This is a genomic window from Endozoicomonas sp., from assembly GCF_031844845.1.
GTDB lineage: Bacteria > Pseudomonadota > Gammaproteobacteria > Pseudomonadales > Endozoicomonadaceae > Endozoicomonas.
The window spans coordinates 1-16172 of sequence record NZ_JAVRMB020000344.1 but is presented as its reverse complement, the minus strand read 5'-3'; the positions used below and the strand labels follow the sequence as shown (position 1 = coordinate 16172).

General features: G+C 47.8%; 14 protein-coding genes and 1 pseudogene. 7 read left to right on the top strand and 8 right to left on the bottom strand.

The genetic code is table 11. The features are described from left to right. Positions 1–324: 324 nt before the first annotated feature. Both RM811_RS19035 and RM811_RS19030 read left to right on the top strand, forming a co-directional pair. Positions 325–1443, top strand: a complete 1119-nt coding sequence (locus tag RM811_RS19035) for an XRE family transcriptional regulator (RefSeq protein WP_402527402.1) — start codon at positions 325–327, stop codon at positions 1441–1443. Further along, positions 1443–2012: a DNA-binding protein gene (locus RM811_RS19030; RefSeq protein ID WP_402527401.1), complete on the top strand. Its 570-nt coding sequence runs from the start codon at positions 1443–1445 to the stop codon at positions 2010–2012. The genes RM811_RS19035 and RM811_RS19030 overlap by 1 nt, the downstream gene beginning before the upstream one ends. Positions 2013–2357: 345 nt before the next feature. Here the strand turns inward: RM811_RS19030 and RM811_RS19025 are convergent, their stop codons facing one another. From RM811_RS19025 to RM811_RS19010, 4 genes and pseudogenes are all read right to left on the bottom strand, one after another. Then, the gene (locus RM811_RS19025) at positions 2358–2567 is read right to left on the bottom strand and encodes a cold-shock protein (protein WP_402526422.1); all 210 of its coding nucleotides are present in this window, start codon (positions 2565–2567) and stop codon (positions 2358–2360) included. Between the two features lie 316 nt (positions 2568–2883). After that, positions 2884–3129: pseudogene (locus RM811_RS19020) on the bottom strand (type B chloramphenicol O-acetyltransferase); the annotation flags it as partial. 450 nt (positions 3130–3579) lie between these two features. Then, a complete protein-coding gene (locus RM811_RS19015; protein WP_402527400.1) occupies positions 3580–4203 on the bottom strand; it encodes a hypothetical protein in 624 nt (207 codons plus the stop codon). Beyond that, positions 4188–5489: an AAA family ATPase gene (locus tag RM811_RS19010; protein WP_402527399.1), complete on the bottom strand. Its 1302-nt coding sequence runs from the start codon at positions 5487–5489 to the stop codon at positions 4188–4190. The genes RM811_RS19015 and RM811_RS19010 overlap by 16 nt, the downstream gene beginning before the upstream one ends. 536 nt (positions 5490–6025) lie before the next feature. On the opposite strand from RM811_RS19010, the gene RM811_RS19005 reads away from it, so the two are divergent. From RM811_RS19005 to RM811_RS18995, 3 genes are all read left to right on the top strand, one after another. Beyond that, positions 6026–6280: an IS1-like element transposase gene (locus tag RM811_RS19005; protein ID WP_402527397.1), complete on the top strand. Its 255-nt coding sequence runs from the start codon at positions 6026–6028 to the stop codon at positions 6278–6280. A gap of 305 nt (positions 6281–6585) precedes the next feature. Next, positions 6586–7005 (top strand): TA system antitoxin ParD family protein, encoded by a 420-nt coding sequence (locus tag RM811_RS19000; protein ID WP_402527396.1) that lies wholly within the window; start codon positions 6586–6588, stop codon positions 7003–7005. Further along, positions 6998–7567 carry an AAA family ATPase gene (locus tag RM811_RS18995; RefSeq protein WP_402527395.1) on the top strand — a complete coding sequence of 190 codons (570 nt, stop codon included), beginning with the start codon at positions 6998–7000 and terminating at the stop codon, positions 7565–7567. The genes RM811_RS19000 and RM811_RS18995 overlap by 8 nt, the downstream gene beginning before the upstream one ends. Before the next feature lie 859 nt (positions 7568–8426). On the opposite strand, the gene RM811_RS18990 is transcribed toward RM811_RS18995, so the two are convergent. From RM811_RS18990 to RM811_RS18980, 3 genes are all read right to left on the bottom strand, one after another. Then, the gene (locus tag RM811_RS18990; protein ID WP_402527394.1) at positions 8427–9623 is read right to left on the bottom strand and encodes an IS1096 element passenger TnpR family protein; all 1197 of its coding nucleotides are present in this window, start codon (positions 9621–9623) and stop codon (positions 8427–8429) included. 302 nt (positions 9624–9925) lie between these two features. Next, a complete protein-coding gene (locus RM811_RS18985) occupies positions 9926–10342 on the bottom strand; it encodes a hypothetical protein (RefSeq protein WP_402527392.1) in 417 nt (138 codons plus the stop codon). A 786-nt stretch (positions 10343–11128) separates the two neighbouring features. Beyond that, the gene (locus tag RM811_RS18980) at positions 11129–12616 is read right to left on the bottom strand and encodes an SLC13 family permease (protein ID WP_402527391.1); all 1488 of its coding nucleotides are present in this window, start codon (positions 12614–12616) and stop codon (positions 11129–11131) included. A gap of 217 nt (positions 12617–12833) precedes the next feature. Between RM811_RS18980 and dbpA the strand changes: the two genes are divergently transcribed. Both dbpA and RM811_RS18970 read left to right on the top strand, forming a co-directional pair. Next, complete coding sequence (gene dbpA, locus RM811_RS18975; RefSeq protein ID WP_402527390.1) at positions 12834–14216, top strand: ATP-dependent RNA helicase DbpA; 1383 nt, start codon at positions 12834–12836, stop codon at positions 14214–14216. 118 nt (positions 14217–14334) lie between these two features. After that, entirely contained in the window at positions 14335–15897 is a 1563-nt protein-coding gene (locus RM811_RS18970) for a hypothetical protein (RefSeq protein ID WP_402527388.1), read from the top strand. Between the two features lie 22 nt (positions 15898–15919). Here RM811_RS18970 and RM811_RS18965 read toward each other — a convergent pair. Next, positions 15920–16172: ATP-binding protein (locus RM811_RS18965; RefSeq protein ID WP_402527386.1), on the bottom strand; the 253-nt coding region annotated here is incomplete at its 5' end.

The following is a 16172-nucleotide window of genomic DNA, read 5'->3' as shown; positions in this document are numbered from 1 at the left end:
AAAACCGTTCTTCCCAACGAGCGAGAGATGGCAGTCGGGGCATTTAACTTCAATAAGACACGTCATAGGACGTATATTGGGATGAAGAGTATTTTTGTCAGTATGGGATTATCCCTATCCACACATTTGGCCCACTACCCTCTTTTTTAACGAAAAATTTGCCCCTGAAATAGGTGACCCTTAAATTCTTTTAAAGCCAGATATTCTAACAAGGCTGACAGAGTGACTAACAAAGCTTCCCTTTCTGTTTGATATAGTCCTTTTACCGGTCCATACTCAGATAGAAGTTGACAAAAGTTGACACCCATTTACTATTGGCGCCCTATGAAAAAATCACTAAACATTCCCGCTCTGGAAGCCGCAATGAGCGAAAAAGGCTTCAATCAGTCCTCTCTTAGCAAAATGCTCGAGGTCTCTAGGGAAGCTGTATCCAAATGGCTCAAAGGAAGCTCATTTCCTAAACCGGATAAATTATTGCGACTGGGTATGCTGTTGGGCCTGTCTTTTTCCGAACTGGTTGTTCAGGAAGACGATAATGCTCCGGTAGTTGCCTTTCGGAAAAGGAAGGGGACAAAAACCAGGGACGAAGACTTTCAGAAATTTGTCAGCATGGGGCGGTATCTTGAGAAACTGGCACCTTATCTGCCTTTCGATAACCTGACTAAGCCTCTGGTTTTAAAAAATCCGGTGCTCGAATACGATTACCTCCAACAGGTTTCTGAAAAAGTCCGAAAGGATATCAATGTGGGACCAGAAGATATTCTGGATTTTAATCATCTGATCCGTTATTTCCGTAAATTGCAGACGGTTCTGATTCCTGTAATGTGGGGACAAAAAGACAGACATGAAAATGCTAGCCATGTCTATCTTCCCGAATCCATGACTACATGGATTTATCTTAATCTTGACGTTAACACACATGACTTCCTTTTCTGGATGGCCCATGAGTTAGGTCACGCTCTGGCTCCTGATTTGCGTGGCGATGACGGGGAAGATTTTGCTGATGCTTTTGCTGGTGCTTTATTGTTTCCAAATCAGCATGCTGAGCAATGCTATAGGAAGTTGAAGGAAAAACATCCGGAAGCACAGGTTAATACTATCGAGAAACTGGCTGAGCAGTATGTCATTTCTCCTCTGGCTATTTTCTTTCAGGTTAAAGCCTATGCTGAACATAACGGCCTGGCACCACTGGAGTTGAAATCGATTCATGGGGCAACAACCAATTTCAATAAGAAATTCCCCAGCTTGATAGATGCACTTATTACAGATACTCCGATACAGCCAGAGTTATATATCAACCTTGTGACGGAAGGCTTTGAAAGCCCTTTCTTTTCAGTTCTTTCTCAATACCTGAAAGCAACTGAAAAATCGGAAAGTTATATTCAGACGGTATTAGATATTGGGTTAATTGATGCGAAGTCGCTTTATTCCGAGTTAACCTGATGCCACAGTCCAAAATTCTGGTCGATTCCAACAGTTATTTTCGTCTTGCTAAAAGTATTCATCCGCTGCTCTTTCAGGCATTTGGGGAGGATGAGTATTGTTTATACGTACTTCCTGAACTTGACGAAGAACTCGGCAAAAACCCTCGCCTGAAGAACAAGTTCTCCTGGGCTGAAGAGCCAGAGCATGTTGAAAACCGCAAACATTATCCCAGCCTTGGTAAAAAGAAGAAGAGAGAAATCGAAGATACCTATAGCTTCATTTGGGATTACATCACTAACGTTGCTCCAGGCCCCTCAAGGGTTGATGCCCGTTATCTTGCATACGCCCATGTTATGGGTATAGCTGTAGTCACAGATGACAAAGATATGCTTGAAGTCGCTCAAGCGTTGAACATCAAAACCATGCGAACTCTTGATCTCATGAAATTGATGGTGGAGTGTGATCACATTGATATGACAAAAGTTCGTGAGATTATTGGTTTCTGGAGGTACTTGGGGGACATGCCTTCTGGAGAAATGAATTTCAGACAGCATTATCGGCAGCTGTTTGGTGAAGATCCACCTTAAACCTCAGCCTCGTACTGCGCCAGATTTGGCGCAGTACCTTTTACCTCCCCATCCTGAATAAATACCTTTTCTCCCTCCAGCACAGACTCTCCCTTGACGGCAATAACCGAGCCATCCCGTAGCTGTGCCTGACTGGTGCCGTTCCCGTTGTTGGCGGTGATGGTGGCAGACTCTCAAACTCTCCGGTATTAGCGCCTTAAATTGCTGCCAGATGTTAGTGGTGGCCATAACCCCTCCCCTTTTTTGCTTTTCTGAAAACCACAAAAAAGGGCAATGCCCGAAAGCACTGCCCTTCTTCTCCTCACTTTACGTGAGGTTAGAGACTACAATATTGCAGTCCGACCATTACAGTGGTCGAATATCTTCAGCCTGAGGACCTTTCTGGCCCTGAGTGATGGTGAATTCAACACGCTGGCCTTCTGCCAGGGACTTGAAGCCATCGCCTGTGATCTGACGGAAGTGAGCAAACACGTCTGGCCCGCCATTTTCCTGAGCGATGAAACCAAAACCTTTCTCGTCATTGAACCACTTAACAGTACCGGTAGTAGTAGACATAGTCATATCCTGAATTTTAATAATAAATTTCGCCTTGCAAGAAGGCGGTAAAGCTAGAAGCTTATTATTGCTTATGAAGAATATGGCGAGTTATTACACCCGGAACATCAAATCTATACATAACAAATAAATCACACTTTTAACGTCAGGCCATTATACAGCGCGTTGTCCTGATGACTATGAGCACTTGCATTCAATCAACGACATAAGATACTCAGCCATTTGTGTATAGATGCCTAATAATGCCTTTCCAGCTGGATGCTTTGGAGTACTCTGCTTCGTTCAGCCGTGATATTGGTCGCCAGACAGAGTCCTCGCCAATCAACGCACCATTGCCAATGATCACACCTGGCATAATCATCGCTTCCGAATCGTTCCAGACATCATTACCAATTTTCGTATCACCAGCTCCTTAAACCCACTCTACCTTGTCGAAAAACTCATCAGGATTAAAAGGAAAAGTAGAAATCCAATCCAACCCGCGCCCCTGATCACCCGCCAGCATGAACGTCGCTCCGGAAGCAATAGAGAAGAATTCACCAATAATGAGCCGATCCACTTCACCGTAGATGCCAGCCTCCCAGATTTCCGAAGTTACTGTGTCACCCAGCAGATAGCGTAACTCTGATCCTCGAAGAACTTCTCATGGCAAAAATAGGAACAGTATCCCAATCCGGCTCTGAGCGCCTGCCGCAGGAAACAACCACGAACTCACAAAATCGCAACACCTCGAACCACAGCGAAAGAACTTTACAATCAATTAGTCAAACGCTGTGGTTGGTCGAAGGCCGTGGACCACGGTTTTTCAGAGAGGAGATATATAAGAAAAACAGGCAAAAATAGCTTCAAATATTAAAGACAGCAAACCTCAGCGTGGCACCGCCAACCCTTTGAATACCGGCCCTATAAACGACAAAACCATTACGACAGGTATCGTAAGGGTTTTAATGTATGGCGGTGGGGAGGGAACCTGTAGCGGAATTTTTTGATAACTCCTCATGTAGACAGAAACTCAGCTCTTGGTTTCAAGAAGCCCTTGCCGATGCGCTTCGACCCATACCAGCGGAGACCTACGCTTTAAAAACTCCTCTGAATAGAGTTTCTCGCGGTACTCCTGGTAATGCCGCGCTCGCATTTCCTGATTATTTTTGTCGTCTAACCCGAGGCGGTTGATGGTCTGTTCAACCTGTTTTTGCAAATCCTCTGACAACGCCGGTGCCGGATAAATATGACCACTCACCAGCTCAACATGAAACCAGCCGGTGGTTATTTCAAACGGATCCAGCACATCCTCAAAATTGTTCTTTCGGGCATTCACAATCGAACTGGCCAGTCGGTAATTACTCCATTCATACGCCAATTCCACCCTGCGCGATTTTGGAGCGAAGTGCTCAACCGTGCCGCCACCGATTGTTCGCTCGAAGTGGACAGCCAAATAAGCACAAACTCCAAAGTACGCGTGATAAAGTTCATCCATGCAGTCCCGCCAATAAGGTGCGATCTTCGTCCCTTTGGGTAAAGGCTCATCCATATTGAGTCCTTGCTTTTCCAGGTATTGGAGCCCTTTTTTTCGAACCTTTTTATCAAAACCATCAGGCTCTGGCTGAGGTGTTACACAAATCACGGTTTCAACCACCCCTTTTGTTCTGCCACAAAACGCCAACGCATCCAGAAAGGATCTGTTTCACTCAGAACCGTTCTCAGTTTTTTATCAATGTCATTTGCTTGCGCAATCGTCACGTTTTCCTGACTTAATATTTTGGAGGCTTGCTCCAGGATTTCTTCCGCCTCAATGGAGTAAGTACTTTTCAAATCAAACGCTTCACTGGTTAACCAATTGTTCGCACTGCCCTGCCGAATAAAATCCCTCTGCGTAATAACCGCATGGCCACCTTGTGCTTCAGGCTCAAAGTCCAAATCCAGCCAGGCATCTTTTTTCGCATCAAACTGTGGCTCAACAGAAGCCATGACCAAAGGCGAATGTGTCGCCGTAATCAACTGCACATCCACTTTACTGACCGCCAGCTTCGTTACTGCCTGCAACAGTGAAACAATGATACTTCGCTGCCATTTGGGATGAAGGTGGGCTTCAATTTCATCGATCAGGAAAATAATCTGCCGGGTAGGATCCTGCCCTAAAAACACACAGGCATTCACATGCTCCTGCCAGGCCCAGACCAACAAGTAGGCCAGAGCAATAATCCGCTTCATGCCCGATGAGGCATGAATAACCGGGACCTCCTGACCATAGGGCATTTTCAGGGTTGGTATATCTCTTGAATCATCCAGACTTACCCGGGTCAGCTGTCCTGCGCAAATCACTTCCCGGGGAGAGGGTGAAAGTGACTCAAGAATTTTTTGCAATAACTGAAAGGTATCACCGTTTTCTTTCTGCCAACCCGCCCAGTCATGTATCAAGCCATTGCACAAAGGTTTGCCATCATCCGCCCGCAGCCCATCCCAGATATTTTGGGGCGTAAAAACATAGGCAGGCCGCCGTTCATGAGTTGCTCCACTTTTACTGTCGGAATAATTGCGTGCCGGGTCCCAAACGGCAAACCCACCATTTGGCAAAGCGTACAGAACTAACCCCGCCATAACCGGTTTGGAGGGGGGAAATACCCATTTTTGCTCTTCCCGACGAAACGGTACGGTCACAGTTACAGGACGTGATTTGCCTTTTAGTTCAACGGCTATGCTAGCAGACCTCTTGGGGTCAACAGGCCGGGCCATATAGCCAGAGGTCAGTGCTGTATTGACTTCCTGCGGCCATTTCCGGGTTAAAGCCCACCAGGCAATATCCAGCAGGAAGCTTTTACCCAGGCCATTATCGCCGGTAATCAGGTTCAGCCGGGGAGCGAACCGGATAGGTTTTTTACCCTCTGTTGGTCCCACATTGGTTAAAGTCAATGATTTAAGCATTCATTCAATCTCTGATAGGTCTGCCTGATTACAGTGGTTGGGACGGATTAATCACTCTGCAACCGCCTGCACCTCTCCCTCAGCTTCCGGTTCAAGCACTATCAGCTGATAGTCTGGATTTAAAGGCTTCAGACTCATAAGAGTATGTTGCCAGCTATTTTTAGCCGAAGCGATTGATATCTTTCAAACTCAGCTCTGCCCGGGCCTGCCTTAAACCGATCCCCTCAATGATTCAGGCTGTTCGAACCCTCAGCAAACATCCCCCAACAGCGGGTCATATATCCATCGTAATAGCAGGTACGGTCAGGCGGACGAGGCATTTTCCAGTGGCAGCATTGACCACATCAGGGTCAAAATCGTCGGCGGAGAAGTCGAAATTGTTTAATTGCGGAAGGCAAAGAGATGTTCCAGCGGAAATAGCATGTGCAATACCTTGATTTACTGAACCTCACCAGCAAGTATGGGTAGTGGGCCGAATGTGTGGATAGGGATAATCCCATACTGACAAAAATACTCTTCATCCCAATATACGTCCTATGACGTGTCTTATTGAAGTTAAATGCCCCGACTGCCATCTCTCGCTCGTTGGGAAGAACGGTTTTTGCCGTAAAGGAAATCAGCGCTATCCCTGCCATAATCAACTGTGTGAAATCACATCGTTTATGCTCGAATATCGGTATAAGGCCTGGTACAGGGGCGTCAGAAATAACATCGTCAAAATGGCGATCAACAGCAGTGGGATTAGAGATACCAGCAGAGTGCCTGGCGTTAGCAAAACAACCGTCAAGTAGTCAACTCATTCTAAACATCTGTAGAAAGTGACTGTTTTGTATTAGAACAGGCCCGCTAAAAGTCCGGAAAAAATCGATAAACAGTCATCAGAAATATCTGAAGAGCTTCCAGTCAGTAGGGACTCTGGAAACGCCTGAAGCTCAAACAGCAGTCCATGTGTAGAGTCTTTGAGCATTCAGGGTTATCCCTGAGCGCTGAAAACTTCATGGACATCTGTGAGCAGTGATAGGGCTATTACTGTCCGGGCCCACGCTCTTTGTGGATGATTCGTAGCAATCTGCTACAATCATTCAAGGAGTGACAATTGGATGAGGTACATACTATGGCTAAAGCAGCATCACCCATTCGCCTTCAGAGCGCTTTAATGGAGGCGGCCACCTTGGCTAGCCAGATAGAGCACCGTAGCGCAACTGAGCAAGTAGAGTATTGGGCAGATATAGGCCGCAAGCTGGCGAAAGTCATTAGCATTATTGACATTGCCCGCATTCAGGCTGGACTGGCAAAGGTCACCGTTGAAGAGATAAATCCCGCCCCACTAGACTCAGGCACTGTCTTTTCGCGCTTAGAGACAATGCGGGACTCAGGCGAGTTGTCCAGAGCTATAGCTTCTGAAGCTATTTGCTATCAGGCATCTAAAACCCGAACCGGCATGCTCGATCAGATACACCCGGACGGCACAGTCGTTACTGGACAATTTGTTAATGGAGAGTTCAGGAGTGTCTAAGCAGCTATGGGTGATTGCTGGCGGGAACGGCTCAGGCAAAAGCACTTTTTACGATAAGGCTTTAAGACCAATGGGAGTGCCATTCGTTAATGCGGATAACATTGCCAGAGAATTTTTCAGTGACGATCCTGAGGGTAAGAGTTATGAGGCTGCAAAGCTGGCAGCAGCCATAAGGGAAGAAGCGTTACAGGAAGGCAAAACATTTTGCATCGAGACCGTTTTTTCACACCCGTCAAAGATAGACTTTATTGGCCAGGCCAAAGCCATGGGATACCAGGTAATCATGGTGATTATCCATGTCGAATCAACTCAATTAAACCTGGCGCGGGTGGCTCAGCGGGTAGCACAGGGGGGACACAGCGTGCCGGCTCAAAAGATCATTGATCGGGTGCCACGAATGCTGACCTGTGTTAAGGCGGCAATCCCTTTGTGTGATGAAGTGTACCTTCTGGATAACTCCAGTACTGAGAAACCATTACTAACCGTAGCGAAGATAATTGGTGGCATCGTTACCCGGGAAGCACACATACCCGATTGGGCAGACGAGCTACTTACCAGGTGAACAACTTGTTTCTATAAGCTATATGTAGTGCTGGAAACCGTGTATTTCTGACAAGTGTCCAAAGTATTGGTGGTGAAGCAAACTCCGGAAACAGGTGGAAACTTTAAGAACCTGACGAATCCGGACTAACAGAATGGTTTGGAGTAATAATTTTGAATAAAAAAGGCCTGATAAAAGCTCGATAAAAACCAGTTTAACCATTTACCTGCTATAAATCATGAGGTTACAGGAATACCACCGTGACCGTTTCGGCCACGGGCAAACGTGACAGCGGCAGGGTGGGGAGGTTTCTTACATACCCTCTCATACGCAACATACTCCTATAATTTCATCATGTTACAAGGCGTTTTAGGTAGCTTATCGCCAATCTCTAGAACTGAACATACGTTCTACCTAATACCCTGAAAACATACAACCTCAGAAAAAACACCCTCTAAAACGCCCGCATTTTCTAAAAAGCGCCCCAAGCCGGACCCGACTCAACATCTACGAGTAACTTTAGTACCAATAAGGCCTTTTTCGGGACGACTTTCCAAAAAACACAAACTCAGCAATACCGGGGCCTGCAGGGGAAGTTATTCAGAAGGGCTGGTTCAGACCAGTAGCCGAGCGCCGGAGATGCAGACTATCGGCCGGGTGTGGGTTATGGATTATTGGGAATTGGAAACGCGAAGGTCGGTGTATGGGTATGGCTTCCCACGCGGAGCGTGGGAACCAGAAGAAACAACGTAAAAGTCGAAATATTGATCTGATTTTCTACGGAAATATTTCAGCCTGTCTCACACAGGTTCGTAACAGCAAAAGCCTCAACTATCCAATCTCAGGAACTAACCGACCTTACTTGGAAACAGTTCTCTGATCAGTAAATATCCTCATAATCAGGATATTGCTCCGGAGCTTCGCCTTTACGTTCGGTAACCACTATCTCCGGAGTAGCCTCTTCACTGCCGTACATGACAACGATGTCAAACTCCCAGTAATCACCATAATCAAATACAAAGGTTATTTTCATTCCGGAAACCGGCTGAAGATGACGCAGCCGGGTTTTAGTGGAAAAGCCGTCACAGTCATAGGTAGCCGGATGACCAATTCTCCGATCCGCACCAAATTCATTCAGATACTGGAAGTGATAAAGGTGATCATTATCAAAGTCAAAGGCGTCAAGGATGGCTTCTGCAAGGTCATCAAGCAGATGGTCAGCCGATATTGTCAGTGTCCGGGTACACTCACTTCCCAAAGCGACTGACAGGACATAACTGGCAGCAATAACCGGTTCCGGCTGCTCAAAGGTGCGTTGAAAATCTGGCCGAACCGCCTTTATCGCAGGTAGCAGGTTGATTTGTTCATCATCGTCTTCATTTTCATCGCCTTCCAGTGAATCCATAAACCCTTGCCGACAAGCGCTTAAAAACAACTGCCCCCAGGGCGTTAATTTCAGACAATGGATTTTCCGATTGTTATCCTCAAGGTGAAACTCGGCCAGTCCGGTCATTTTGAGAATGGTCAGATTGAACGCCTTACCCCTGCGCAACCAGAAGCCGGGATCATTAGCAGCTTGGCCTTGCCAAAGGTCATTTTCGCCATACATCATCATAAACCCGGGCAGAAAGCGATCATCGATAGAACTGATGCGCTCGCCGACACTCATGGCATAGCCTCGATTAATCCATGCTTCAAGCAAGGAAAAATACCGCTCAATATCATTCATTCCCTGCCACTGCTGGTACAGGGTTTCATTGATATGGAGTTCTGCATTCCCCCTGCTGTCCGGCTGAAGGCTGGCAAGACTTGAGCTGCGGACCAACAGTAATAGCCCCATGATTTGTGCATAATGAGGGAGCATTGGTCGTTGCAACGTCAGTATTTCGGGCTTTGACAGAAGGCTGTTAAGTGACTGAGCCCATTTAACCGGAGGCAGGTTCTTGTTTTTCGATAAAGGAACCGGGTTTTTAACCAGATAGTCCAAAAAAACATCAACATCCCGGATAAATATCTGATGGAGGTCAGACAGGGTAAAAGCCGCTATAGCTTCCGCCGTTTTGGTTTCAAATATCATTGAGTGCAATTTCATATTAGTGTGTTAGTCGGTAATAGAGAGTATAGAATTCATCAGTTCGTCCATACCCTGCCTGCATCAATACCACGGCCCATCCGGAAAGCACAGTTCATATCCCTCAACATTTGAGGGGGCAGGTCTTTCTTTTTGAATAAATTCAATAATTAAGACCCGACCCCGGTTTCTCCGCTCCCTTTCTGCTGCGTAGCAACTCCAAATCCATTGGATGTATTGGTTCAGAAAATGGCAGGTAAGCTTGAAAATCCTACAGTCCATCTGAGGGGTGATACCGCTTACAACACCTAGATATCACCCGACATAATCGATGCCAGCATCGGAACCTCATAGTCGCTGAGTAGTAAGGACTCGTTTTTCAGAACACTGGCTAGCTCTTCACAAAAGAACTGTTGCTCTATGTCCGGGGAAAAATCAGTATCTGTAGAGTCAGTAAAAGGGTTTTCAACGCATTGCCCCGATTCTTGAATTTCACTGCCAGATTCTGCCTGTAAATGCTGGCCATTTACCATTCCCCAGCAAACTGAAGGCGTCATTTCTGCATCGGGAGTCGGTGCTTTCAGGGGTATAGAGGTCATCTCATTCAGATCATGACAGGAAATCGCCCCTTTCTCTTCTTCCAGGCCTGCTGGAATATCTTTCTGTTGAACAGTGTTAAAAAACTGTACAGGTTTCGATATCACCTGACGGGTAGCCCCCCCCATAAATACTATTACCCCCCAAGGCCAATTCCCTTTGCAGAGCAGGAGAAAAAGTCGCTGGAAGGGGAGGTACCTGGGAAAGAGCATCTGCTTCCTTTGTGGCAGGACTTCCACTGATAACTGGTCTTATTTCATTATGAACATTAATAACCTCATCAAAGCACCGTCTACGAGCTGGCAAACCCGTCTTCATTGACGGATAACACTCATATATCGACGGGGAGCCCACTGAGCGATTGTCAGATTTACTCTTCCTTGCTGCTGATGTTACTTCTGATGAGCTTAATCCACTATTATGATGTAACTTAGTTTTTAAATGTCTCCTTAGTTCTGAGATACAATTGCGCGAAATAGCTACCTTGCAGACAGTGCATAAAGCTTGGCATTTCGTGGAATCCCACCACTTGCTCTTATGTTTTCTATCTGGAAATGCCAACACTATTCCAATATGACCAGAAAACTCATCGTATGTGGAAAAAATACGGCCACAGCCCTTCTTTTCTTTTGATAACCAGCATCTATATTGGAAACAGTCCAATTCACTGCCACGCACATTCCCCTGTCTAACTTTCCTGATTCCAAAACACTGACGCGGCTTCTGCAGTTCTGTACCAGCAGCATCATCATCATTGAATCCATTACGGGTCTCGCCGGGAAAAGACGTTATATCCATACCAGAAAGTTTCTCGACAACGATTAGTATCAATGAGCTTCAATACTATGATTGAATACTTTTAAATAAGTTCAATATGACAAATATATCGGTCAGGAAACACTGACCAGTTCTGGCTAAATTATCAAATCCACCAGCCAGTGGCAAAGCAGCGTAATAATGACGATACCCGCAAGATTCAACACCAGACCACTCCGCACCATCTGTGAAATAGGCAACATACCAGAGCCATAAACGATGGCATTGGGTGGTGTAGCCACTGGCAACATAAAAGCACAACTGGCCGCAATGGCTGCAGGGATAGCAAGAATGGCAGGATCCATACCCAGTGAAACCGCCAGGGCGCCCAAAGGCGGAAGGAATGCAGCAGTCGTTGCGGTATTACTGGTGATTTCGGTCAGGAAGATAATGATGGTAACCACCAATGCGATGGCCATCAGGGGCGGCATATCGCCCAGAATATTCAGGGAGCCTGCGATCCAGTCCGCCAATCCCGTTCGGCGGATCATCGCGGCCAGGCTCAAGCCGCCTCCAAACAGCAGCAACACATCCCATGGCAGGCGTTTCATCTCCTTCCAGCTCATCAGAAACTCAAGCTTTTTCCAGCTGGCAGGCAAGATAAACAGTGAAACCATAGCAATAAGGGCAATGGTGGTATCCGACAGTTCCAGCCACGGAAGCATCGCACTCAGCCAGGGACGGACAATCCAGCCTAATGCGGTCAACACAAAGATAGTGGTCACTGCTTTTTCAGCACCACTCATTGAGCCATTCTGCTTTTGTTGTTCCCTGATGGACGCTCTGACCACAGGATTTTCTTCTTCACCCAGGCTGTAGCCAAAATACCCCAGCCAGGCTCCGGTGACCGCCAGTAAAATAATCGAAGCAGGTAAGCCGATGATCAACCATTGGGAAAAACCAATCTGAATACCATATTGTTCCTGCAGAAAAGCCACCAGTAATACGTTGGGCGGTGTACCAATTAATGTGCCAAAACCACCAATAGAGGCCCCGTAAGCGATGGCCAGTAACAGAGCTATTGGAAAACCCTGGCTCATCCGCCCCTGCTGACGAATCATGGCAGTAACAGATAGACCAATGGGCAACATCATAATGGTGGTCGCGGTATTGGAAACCCACATACTGATCAATGCCGTAGCGATCATAAACCCGAGAACCAGACGTTTCTCAGCGGTCCCCATCACTATCATGATGCTCAATGCAATCCGGCTATGGAGATTCCAGCGTTCCATGGCCAGACCAAGAACAAAGCCGCCCATAAACAGAAATATCACCGGATGTGCGTAGGGTGCCGCTGCTTTATCAAGACTTGCCAGTCCCAGTAACGGAGACAGCATCAACGGTAATAGCGCAGTAATGGCCGTGGGGAGAATTTCCACTGACCAGAAGACCGCCATCATCATGGCAAGCCCGGCACAACGCCAGGCCATTTCATCCATACCAGGGGGCGGTTCGACCAGCAAAGTGAGCAACTGTAATGCCACCCCGGTCACCAGTCCGGCCAGCCAGAATAACGGTTTTTTCTCCTGCTGGCTTTTCTGTTGCGTCAGCTCTGACGTCGATTCCGGTGAACCTGAAGTCATGATTCGCTCCATTGCTTTTAATAAAATTTATTGGCAATTCAATACTAAATCGATCACTGACACCCTGTGGCTGAACTCTGGTTCATCATCAAAATCCAGAGCTCATATTGAATTGCTCTAATGATTAGCCGTGATTAAGGGTAGACTCTGTTATAATTCTTTACCTATTTTGTACCATGGCACCCGCCAAGAGCTTGATTTGACTGCACCTGATGTTATGACAAAAGCCCCCCACTGTTTTTCCAACCTTTCCCTGCCTGAATCCCTGCTCAATAACCTGAACAGCCTGGGATATCTGGAAATGACACCGATACAGCAGCACAGCCTGCCGGAGCTCATTGAAGGCAAAGATGTCATTGCCCGAGCGAAAACCGGCAGTGGCAAAACCGCGGCTTTCGCCATCGGTCTTATCCTGAAGCTGAAGCAGAGTGATTTCGGCTGCCAGGCTCTGGTTCTGTGCCCTACCCGGGAACTGGCAACCCAGGTTGCCCAGGAAATCCGAAGGCTGGTGCGGTACCAGCAGAATATCAAGGTGGTGACACTCTGCGGTGGTCAGCCTATTGGCCCACAGATTGGCTCACTGGAACATGGTGCCCATGTGGTGGTCGGTACCCCCGGGCGAATCCAGGATCACCTGCGTAAAAAAACGCTATCCATAGCTCGGACCAGCACACTGGTTCTTGATGAAGCAGACCGCATGTTGGATATGGGCTTTATTGATGCCATTGAAAACATCCTCAGTCACCTTCCTGAACAGAGACAGACACTGCTCTTTTCCGCGACTTATTCACAGGAAATCAGGACACTGAGCCAGCGTTTTCAACACCAGCCGGTAGAGGTAACGGTTGAGAGCACTCACAGCCATGAGCATATCGAGCAGCGTTTTTACCACGTCGAGCACGCCGATAAACCGGCCATGCTGATCAAGCTCCTCAAACACTACGAGCCAGAATCCAGCGTCATTTTCTGTAACACCAAACAGGAGTGCAAAAAGGTAGGTACTGACCTTTATGAGGCAGGCTATAAGCCCGTTGCACTCCATGGTGATATGGAACAAAGAGAGCGGGACCAGATGCTGGTTCGCTTTGCCAATCAGAGCTCTACCCTGTTGATCGCCACCGATGTGGCTGCCCGGGGCCTGGATATTGATAACCTCGCCGCCGTTATCAATTACGACCTGAGCCGCGATCCGGAAATTCACGTTCACCGCGTTGGCCGGACCGGGCGGGCGGGTAAAAAAGGCCTGGCGCTCAGCCTGCATACCCAGAGAGAACAGTACAAACTGGATGAGATCAGTGATTATCTCAAGGCTCCTCTCGTATTTGGCGATCCGAAAATGCTCACCGAGAAGCGTCAGCCGGTACCTGCCTCAATGGTGACGCTGGCCATTGATGGTGGTCGCAAGGATAAAGTACGGCCCGGCGATATTCTGGGAGCACTGACCGGTGAGGCAGGAATTGCCGGGGATCAGGTGGGTAAAATCAATGTCTTTGATTTCGTGACCTACGTCGCTGTTAAACGGGAAAGCGCAAGAACGGCTCTGAGCCGGCTTGAACAGGGTCGAATCAAAGGCAGAAAATTCAAGGTTCGGCGTCTGTGATCCACTGACTCTGCCTCAATCTTAATTAAACAAAGCCTGATTGGAACTTAATCAGGCTTTTTCAGTCGAAAGGAGGAGTGACAAAAACAATCGAACACATCGCAAGGAAGTAAATCATATGGCTGATGTATTATCCCCTTCAGGTTTCGCAACCGGGCTGCCTGCTGCAGTCGGCGGGAATCCTTCTCATACAGTTTCACCACAGGCATTGAATGGATTTAATGGATTTAATGGATTTAATGGATATGGAACTGGAATAGCACCTCCCCAGAACTACATGGCTCGGGCTTACCCCGGACAACAGCCACATCCCGTCAACGGTTCTCATGCTGCCAGTAGGCTGGCAGGACATCAGCCCCCCCTCGAAGGTAAAATAAGCAATGTAAACCCTGTAGTCACCACTTCCGGACTCAAGCAACCTGAACCGGAAGAACCACCGGTAACAGACAAGCATCTGGAAAAAATGAGTGACCCGGAGCTGATGCAGGAAGGTAATAATCGTCTTGTGTCAGCAAAAGAAGCCTATACAAAATACGGCCAGTTCAATATTGCCCAACAGGCCAAACAAGGCCTCCAGCCGTTTATAGACACTTGCGACACTTTTAAAGGCAAAACATCCGAACTGGTTTCTGCACTAAAAGCCATCGGTCTGCCCCCGGGGGCGCCAACGGATCTTTCGGTCACGATCAGATATCCGGGCCAGGTACCCTTCTCCCTGATACCACCGGATGAAAAACACCTGGGCACAGCAAATATCGAAGATATCGCTAAATGGTATAAGCTGGCCAATCAGGCAATGGGTAGATGGTCTGATGAAAATGTGAAAGGCAATGATGCACTGGCCAATGCCAAACGGGATCTTGATGACGCGGTTTCAGCCCTCAAAGCAGCCAGTAAAACCATTGATCGCAGATCTAAAGAGAAAACAGGCAACCCCGGTAACAGCCAGCTAGAAGTCCAATATCAGGAGCATGTGGACAGAGGCGTTACGATACAATTTGAAGCCAAGGATGAATTGCTTGGCCATGACTTCGGAGGAGAAGCGGGTGGCAGCCCCGCTGGCCATCCCGATGGTAGCATGGATAGAGGCAGGCCACCGTTTCAACCGACAGCACCGGTAAAACCTGCTGAAGGAAACGGGGCACCCACGCCATTCCCCACACCATGGGCTACTGTTCCACCGCACAATCCGGCCGCCAAACCTGGCACTGCCCGTATTCCCACTCAACCAAATGCAGCCAGTAAACCGTTTCAGGGACCGATGCCTGCCAGCAATAACCCAAATCCTGTAGGGAGCAACCTTCCATTCCATATCCCCAATGCTGGAATCGGCAACCTGGCCCCTGATAGCGTCCCTCCCGTATCTGGTAAAATGTCGCCACCCGGCCAGAATGCAACACCTGCTGATCCCGGTGGCTTCAGTGTTAGTGCTGGCAGTGCAGCCCCAGCCAGTACTTATCCGAAAATGGGCCAGACACCTCCCCCAACTACTGACCCCGGCAATAGTGGCACTGGCACCAGAGTCGTTGACGACCGGCCTCCTCCTAGACCAAAGCACGTACAAGATTTGTTAACGCAACTGATTCGTGACAATGAGAGCCAGAAGCGACGAGCTGCAAACTCTGCTTCTGACTCTGACTCTGACTCTGACTCTGACTCTGACTCTGACGACAGCGAATAAGATTGATTCTGTAGATAGATAATCAACTCAACGGGAGCTCCACGGTCACTTTAAGACCCTGCTCCCTGTTTTTCAACCGGATCTCGCCACCATGATTACGGACAATATTTCTGGCAATGGCCATGCCCAGACCCATGCCCCCCGTATCACGATTTCTCGAGCCTTCCAGCCGGAAAAAGGGTTCAAACACCTGTTCCATCATTGCTTCAGGGATACCAGGACCACAATCCCGGATAATAACAGAGACAACGTGCTGCCCCGGCTTTTCAGCACCA